Genomic DNA, 6,865 nt, shown 5'->3' on the forward strand with positions numbered 1-6,865 from the left:
ACGTTTGTGAGGGATTTTTATTTTACAGACTCTATAGAAATTGATACAATAACATCAATAACTATATAGAATTATTTTATATGAAAGGGGCTTTTTTATGGAAGCAATGCTCAACGATGCTATATCCACCATAAATGGCTATTTATGGAGCTATTTCATCATCTTTATCCTCATCGGCGCAGGTCTCTTCTTTACGATGACAACGAATTTTGTACAAATTCGGATGATCAAAGAAATGATTCGTCTTGTAATCAGTGGTGCTGGTAGTTCTACTGAAAAAAATCACGTGTCCTCATTCCAAGCATTCTGTGTTAGTACCGCATCCCGTGTTGGGGTTGGTAACATCGCAGGTATCGCCATTGCCGTTGTTCTCGGCGGTCCTGGTGCGGTCTTCTGGATGTGGGTTATTGCACTCATCGGTGCTGCTACAGGTTTTATCGAATCTACATTGGCGCAAATCTACAAGGAACCTGTTGCTAAAGGTGGCTTTTACGGTGGTCCAGCTTACTACATTCGCTATGGTTTAAACAACAAAGCATTATCTGTTTTGTTCGCCATTTTAATTAGTATTACATATGGTTGGATTTACAACTCTGTACAAGCTAACACATTGGCTGCATCTCTCCAAGTATTCAACTTCGATGTATCCTATACTGGCGCTGTAGTAGCAATTCTTCTTGGCATTATCATTTTCGGTGGCATTAGCCGCGTTGCTAAAGCATCTGAAATCATCGTTCCAATCATGGCGGTTCTATACATCGCTACTGCATTATTCGTAGTAATTATGAATATTACTCAATTCCCACATGTAATCTACACTATTTTCTCTTCCGCTTTTGAACCTGTAGCAGCAGGCGGTGGCTTGCTAGGCGCCACTGTAATGAATGGTATTAAACGTGGTCTATTCTCCAACGAAGCCGGTGAAGGTTCTGTGCCTAATGCAGCGGCTACTGCAGCTGTTAACCATCCTGTTGAACAAGGTCTTGTACAAGCATTCGGTGTATTCCTTGATACATTTATCATTTGTACAGCTTCAGCATTCATTGTACTCATGGTTGGCGACTATAGCACAACAGGTTTAACTGGTGTTGCTCTAGTACAACATAACCTCGAACAACAACTTGGTTCTTGGGCACCAACAGCGGTAGCAATCTTTATCGTAATGTTCTCCTTCAGTTCCTTAATTGGTAACTATTACTATGGTGAAATTAACATTAGCCACTTAACAGAGAAGAGATTTTATCTTCATTTGTTCCGTATCGGTGTAATTATCATGACATTCGTAGGCTCTATTGCCTCCCTTGATTTAGTATGGAATTTAGCCGATTTATTCATGGCTTTCTTAGTATTAACTAATATTAGTTCCATCGTACGTATGGGTCGTACTGCAGGTCTTGCTCTTGAAGACTATATTAAACAACGCAAGGCAGGCATCGAAACACCTGTATTTAACCGTTCTGTTCTTAATCATACATACGGTATCGTATGGTGGGGTGACGGTCAAACTACAGACTCTTCTGTACCTCCTACTCCAGTGGAAGCTACAATGGAAAAATAAAATATATTCTCTTTAGAGATCGGTGAAAGTATATTTCATCGGTCTCTTTTTATTTTTGTAAAAGTATCCATTTATACTGTAAAAACTACAATTTATATCTAACTCTTCGAGTGACTATTATCACAGTAAACATCTATATTCTATACACTTTTTGAACATTAAAAACTATAGAATATATTTATAAAATTAGAAAGGGTATTCTGTATACAATGTCGAATACTTCAGTATGTGTAAAATTAGCAAGACTTCATTTAATCTTATATACAGGAGGTCATTATTATGAGCGGTTATAATCCTTATGAAAACATGCTAAATACGTTAGATGTAGCAGCCGAAAAGCTCGGCTATACTCGTAGTGAATACGAAGTATTACGCCATCCTGAACGGGAACTAAAAGTAGCTGTACCACTTCAACTAGATAATGGTGAAGTTCGCGTATACGAAGGCTATCGTTGCCAACACTCCACATTGCGTGGTAGTGCTAAAGGCGGTCTCCGCTTCCATCCAGACTCCGATGAAAACGAAGTTCGTGCATTGGCTGCTTGGATGACTATTAAAAATGCTATCGCTAACATCCCTTACGGCGGTGGTAAAGGCGGTATCAAAGTTGATCCTAAAACTTTGAATCCTCGCGAATTAGAACGCTTAACTCGTAACTTTGTACGTCGTATTGCGCCAATCATTGGTGTTAATACTGACGTTCCAGCTCCAGACGTAAATACAAACTCTCAAATCATGAGCTGGATCGCTGACGAATACAGCACATTAAAAGGTGAATGGAGCCCTGGTATCGTTACTGGTAAACCTATCGAAGTAGGCGGTTCCTTAGGTCGTAACGAAGCGACTGGCCGCGGCTGTCTCATCGCATTGCAAAGCTATCTCGCTAAGAAAAACTTAGATATCAAAAACCTTACTGTAGCAGTTCAAGGCTTCGGTAACGTAGGTTCCGTAGGTGCTCGTCTCATTGCACAAGCAGGCGCTAAAGTTGTTGCTATTGGCGATGTAAGCGTTAACATCTACAACCCTAACGGTCTTGATGTTGAAAAAGCATACGAATATGCTAACTCTCATGGTCGTTCCCTTGAAGGTTACAGCGAACCAGGCATGACTACAATTGGTGCCCAAGAATTATTGGCTCAACCAGTTGATGTATTGTACATGGCAGCTCTTGAAAACCAATTGAACAAAGACAACATGGAAAATATCCAAGCTAAAATTATCTTGGAAGGTGCTAACGGCCCTACTACTAATGATGCAGATAAATACTTCTATGAAAAAGGTATCGACATCATCCCTGACGTTCTTGCAAACGGCGGCGGCGTAGTTGTATCCTACTATGAATGGGTCCAAAACAAAGCTAGCTTCTACTGGACTGAAGAAGAAGTTAATGAACGGTTAACTAAGAATATGCAAAATAGCTTTGAAGCAGTTTGGGAAATGCAACATAAATACAATGTACCACCTCGTCAAGCAGCGTACATGGTTGCCCTTGAACGCCTCGTAGTAGAAACTAAATGGCGCGGCTACAACTGCTAATACTTTCAACCTCCATAACATTTAGCCATAAAAAAGGCGTAAGCTCATATCGAGCTTACGCCTTTTTGTTTGACTATAAATCTTTTTATTTGAAAGCACCTAACAAAGCAGCCATGCTAGGACGGCTGATCAAAGCTTTCACTAAAACAGAACCAAGAACGGCTGGAATTGTTTGACCTACGATGAGATTCAATACCAATGGCCAGTATGGAAGGCCTAGTAATGGGCTGAGCCATAATGGTACACATAGGGCTGGCACAAAGATGATTGGCAAAATTGCCCACCAAGCACTGAGGCCCATCTTGCGCATGCAAACGATGATACCTGTTGTTAAGATACCAACGCCAAAGCCACCTACCATGTCGAGGATCCCAAGACCGCCGAATAGGAAGTTAGAAATGAGGTTGCCAATCCCCATGGGAATCACCAAGAACGGAAAGGCATAAGCAAGTGCATATAATGATGTTGCTATACGAATTTGATACGCCCCGAAGGAAACGCTTTGCGTTAAATAGAGTACAACGATGTACAATGCCACAACCATGGCAGAAATAGTCAATTTACGTGTAGTAATCATAACACTCACCTCCTCAAATAAAAAAAGCATGGCAAAACTACCATGCTATAAATGCTTATGAATTTCCGTAGTTTTGTTTAGAGACAGGATGGTTTCAAACTGTCTTATTTAGTTGTCGCCTTTAGGCAGTTCTAATATTAACATATATCTAATATTTTCGCAATCAATTTGGTTGTAGGCGGACTTATATGTAAATCTACTATTAGTGTTAAGTTGGTAAGGACGGGGTGTCAGGAGATACCTTTCCTCATCGCTCCACTGGCTATACGGTCATCGGCCTGGGGCCTCGACCTGCCAAAGTCGCTCTTTGAAAAGGTATCTCCTGCCACTGCGAATTTAGCAAATCAACAAATGAGCTAATATTAGCGACGTAGAAGTCCGCCTCAAGGCAAACATAGTATCTTATCTATTAGTATATATAGCAAAGTAGCCGCCTAAAAGGCGACTACTTGCCTAAGCCAGTTTATAGGTATTATAGATCCGATTATTATAGAGCAGGGTCTTTAACGCCGTTTGCTTCAAAGGCGGCTTGTCGATCGATGCAGGTGCCACAGTGTCCACATGGTTTGTCGCCGCCTTCGTAGCAGGACCATGTTAGGTGGTATGGTACGCCGAGTCGTAGGCCTTCTTTTACGACGTCTGCTTTGTTATGGTTGATGAATGGTGCTTCTAAGGAGCATTCTTTGCCGGATCCTTCGAAGATAGCATCGCCCATGGATTTATAGAAGTGTTCTGTACAGTCTGGGTATGCGTTACCAGCCGCATCATCGCTATGGGCACCATAGTAGATATAGCCGCAGTCTAGAGATAAGGCTAAGGAAGCCGCCGCAGATAGGAATAGACCATTTCTAAATGGCACATAGGTACTAACCGTACCTTCTCCTTCTGTTTCTTGTTGTTCCTTGTATGAACCTTGAGGTATTGCCTCTGTGGATTGGGTCAATAAAGAGCAATTGCTGAAGGCAAACAATTTAGTGACATCCATCGTTTTACCTTCAATTCCATAATAAGCGAGAATAGATGTAGCAGCCTCTAGTTCTTTACTATGTTTTTGACCATATTGAATGGATAACGGCACTACATTGTCTTTGCCAAATCTTTCAATAGCTAGCGCTAAACATGTAGTACTATCTACCCCACCACTGAATAAGACAACAGCCTTTTGTTTTTGTGCCATAAGGTCTCCTTTCACCTATTACAACAGCCCCATCCTAAGATGAGGCTGTAGATTATACTTTCAATATATTATAAATCGATATCTAATTCTACTGGGCAGTGATCAGAGCCAAAGATTTGTTGGTGAATTTTAGCTTCTTGAATTTTGTCGTCAAGACGTTTAGAGGTGATGAAATAGTCAATTCTCCATCCCGTATTTCGTTCACGAGCCTTGCCCATATAAGACCACCAGCTATATTCCTCAATAGCATCTGGATACAGGTGACGGAATGTGTCTGTAAAACCAGCACCTAATAGTTCGGTCATTTTTGCACGCTCTTCATCAGAGAACCCTGCATTTTTACGATTTGTCTTAGGATTTTTAAGGTCGATTTCTTGGTGAGCCACGTTAAGGTCACCACAAAGAATAACTGGTTTTTTCTTATCTAATTCAAGCAAATAGTTGCGGAATGCATCTTCCCAAGTCATGCGGTACTCAAGACGAGCCAATTCACGTTGGCTATTTGGCGTATAGCAGCATACTAAATAGAAATTGTCATATTCAGCAGTAATAACACGGCCCTCTTGATCGTGTTCTTCAATGCCGATACCATTAGTTACGGATAACGGTTTAATGCGCGTGAATACAGCCGTACCACTATAGCCTTTTTTCACAGCACTATTCCAATATTGCTCATAACCTGGCAATTCCAAAGAAATTTGATCAGGTTGCAATTTCGTTTCTTGTAAACAGAAAATATCTGCATCCAGTTCGTTAAAGGATTCCATAAATCCTTTTTTTACAGCCGCACGAAGGCCGTTTACATTCCAAGAAATTAATTTCAATGCTTACTCCTTATTCTAATAGTGCTTTTACATACCAATATAGATTGTGAAAGCCTCTATTTCAACAATTTTCTTATATTTCAAAAATATTCTTATTTATACTAGCAATTATAGTATGTTATACAGTTTAGCCAGAAAGTTATACATTACTATTGTTTGTGTTTCTTTGCATGTCTTGCTTCCGCACGAGCCTTTCGAGCGTTTTCGTTTGCTTTAAGATCACTTTCACGTTTTTCACGGAAATAATTTGCTGCTGTAGACAAAACGAGAATTACCAATACAGTCACATTAAACATGCCTGGACCGAAGGTATAGATGTGATAACACAAATAGCCAAAAGCAACTATGGTTAGTAAATGTTTCAAAGTATTCATTTGGCCTCCTGTATTATCTTAATGTTTCTACACCAGTCTTAAGTGGGAAGCCATCATAGGTTACCCAGTCACTAGAGCTACCAACATATAATGCGGACTCTAAGCCAACTTCGCTCATAGTTAACAATGCATTACAAGCTGTAACACCAGAACCACAATACGTTACAACAGGTCTATTTTGATAAATTTCATTATAATACTCAGCCTCTAAGTCTTTCACAGGCTTCGGACCATCGATTGTATAGCCACTTTCATAAAAATGATTAACAGCACCAGGAATATGACCTGTCATGCCATCCATCGTATCTACTTGAGATCCATCATAGCGGAAAGGCGCACGAGCATCGATGATAACATGGTCACCCGTTTCACTAGCCTTGAGAACCTCATCACGACTCATAACCATATGCGTTTGTAATTCATAGTTGAAAACAGACGGTTCTACAGGCAACGGAGTTGGTTCTTTAGTTAGAACATGACCTTCCTTAATCCAGCGTTCAACACCGCCAGACAATACGCGTACATCCGTTAAACCCATGTAGCGCAACGTCCACCATAAACGTCCCGCCAAGAAAAGCCAAGAGTCATATACAACAACCTTGGAATCACGAGTGATCCCGTAAGACTCAAAAGTATGAGCCAAACGCTCCATATCTGGTAATGGATGACGACCGCCATGCTCACCTACAGGGCCTGTTAAATCCTTATCTAAATCTACAGGAAAAGCCCCCTTAATATGACCTTGTTTATAATCTTGATAGCCTCGAGCATCTAAGATGATAACCTCATCGAGACAAGATAGTAATTCTTTAGGAGTGA

Annotated in this window: 7 protein-coding genes; 2 read left to right on the forward strand and 5 right to left on the reverse strand. The window is 40.6% G+C overall.

The window, feature by feature from the left end:
* The first annotated feature begins 97 nt into the window (after window positions 1-97).
* Complete coding sequence (locus Q7P05_RS05425) at window positions 98-1,558, forward strand: sodium:alanine symporter family protein (RefSeq protein ID WP_303930935.1); 1,461 nt, start codon at window positions 98-100, stop codon at window positions 1,556-1,558.
* Window positions 1,559-1,837: 279 nt separating this feature from the next.
* Complete coding sequence (locus Q7P05_RS05430) at window positions 1,838-3,094, forward strand: Glu/Leu/Phe/Val dehydrogenase (protein ID WP_295780432.1); 1,257 nt, start codon at window positions 1,838-1,840, stop codon at window positions 3,092-3,094.
* Window positions 3,095-3,179: 85 nt separating this feature from the next.
* On the opposite strand, the gene Q7P05_RS05435 is transcribed toward Q7P05_RS05430, so the two are convergent.
* The 5 genes from Q7P05_RS05435 to Q7P05_RS05455 form a co-directional block, all read right to left on the reverse strand.
* The gene (locus tag Q7P05_RS05435; protein ID WP_105089738.1) at window positions 3,180-3,671 is read right to left on the reverse strand and encodes a QueT transporter family protein; all 492 of its coding nucleotides are present in this window, start codon (window positions 3,669-3,671) and stop codon (window positions 3,180-3,182) included.
* A 487-nt stretch (window positions 3,672-4,158) separates the two neighbouring features.
* Window positions 4,159-4,848, reverse strand: coding sequence for a 7-cyano-7-deazaguanine synthase QueC (queC, locus tag Q7P05_RS05440; RefSeq protein WP_303930940.1), 690 nt, complete (start codon window positions 4,846-4,848; stop codon window positions 4,159-4,161).
* Between the two features lie 68 nt (window positions 4,849-4,916).
* Entirely contained in the window at window positions 4,917-5,672 is a 756-nt protein-coding gene (locus Q7P05_RS05445) for an exodeoxyribonuclease III (protein ID WP_303930942.1), read from the reverse strand.
* A 149-nt stretch (window positions 5,673-5,821) separates the two neighbouring features.
* Window positions 5,822-6,046: a hypothetical protein gene (locus Q7P05_RS05450; protein ID WP_303930943.1), complete on the reverse strand. Its 225-nt coding sequence runs from the start codon at window positions 6,044-6,046 to the stop codon at window positions 5,822-5,824.
* A gap of 13 nt (window positions 6,047-6,059) precedes the next feature.
* The coding region (locus Q7P05_RS05455) for a sulfurtransferase (RefSeq protein ID WP_303930945.1) at window positions 6,060-6,865 on the reverse strand (806 nt) is incomplete at its 5' end.

This window comes from Veillonella dispar (genome assembly GCF_937975875.1).
Classification (GTDB): Bacteria; Bacillota; Negativicutes; order Veillonellales; family Veillonellaceae; genus Veillonella; species Veillonella dispar_B.